At 36.8% G+C, this 958-nt stretch carries 2 protein-coding genes; both read left to right on the forward strand.

What is annotated here, in order from left to right; genetic code table 11:
- A partial coding sequence (locus tag KH893_RS11050; protein ID WP_281166177.1) for a hypothetical protein occupies nt 1-432 on the forward strand: 432 nt, incomplete at its 5' end.
- Between the two features lie 28 nt (nt 433-460).
- Nucleotides 461-958, forward strand: a 498-nt coding sequence (locus KH893_RS11055; protein WP_281166178.1) for an MFS transporter, incomplete at its 3' end; no start/stop codon positions are given.

A 958-nucleotide genomic window follows, 5' to 3' on the forward strand; every position in this document is an offset into this window, starting at 1 on the left:
CATCTATCTAATTTGAAAACCATAGGGGACTTTTTTGAAAGTGCGTACAATAGTTTATCGGATAATGGCATTTTTATTTTTGACTTAAATACTGAAAAAGCAGTTAAAAATAATTGTTCGTTCTTAGTAATAAGTAACAAAGATTATATTTCAATCCGGGAAGGATTTTATGATGACCTGCACAAGATTGGCTTTACAAGATTTCAAGGAGCCTATAGGAAACCAGGGACGGATTTATATTTACGTTTTGATTCTAAAATTATAAATTATATTTACTCACTTGACGAAATCCGACAGCTATTACTTGATAAAGGATTTCATAAAGTGGTAATAAGGAATGGATACTCTGATGAAAGCTATGATAAAGATCGAGCAGAAAGAGTAGTTTTTATCTGTGATAAAAAGAATGCTCTTATGTCTAAACACAAGTGATAATGAACATGGATAGGAGAATTAACTTATGTTGAGAGTGAACAACAACCTTAGCAGGATTCTTATTGCGAAATTTTTTGGAACGTTTGGCAGCGAAATGCTTTCTTTTGCAATTGGTCTTTATATCCTGCGGAGAACAGGATCTGCTTTGGGTATGGGAATCAGCTTGGTCACTGGACCAATCGTCAGCCTTTGTATTACGCCCTTTGTTGGATATGCCGTTGATACGTATAGCCATAAAAAAATTATGATCGCCTCGCAACTTGGAACAATTGTCTCCCTATTGTTATTTGCTCTTTTTTTCATTGAGTTCCCTAGCATATATTTTGTAGAGCTGGTGGTATTGATTACGTTGCTTGCAGTTTCTGATGGATTTTTAACCACCGCGGTACAGGCAAGTCTCGCACAACTGTTTGGTAAAGACGATCTCCAAAGGGCGAACTCGCTCAATCAATCAATTTCATCACTCGCAGAGTTTTTGGCTCCGGTTTTAGGGGCGGTCGTCTACACTTTGATTAGCCTAGAC

This window comes from Liquorilactobacillus sicerae (assembly GCF_029916425.1).
In the GTDB taxonomy this organism is placed as follows: domain Bacteria; phylum Bacillota; class Bacilli; order Lactobacillales; family Lactobacillaceae; genus Liquorilactobacillus; species Liquorilactobacillus sicerae.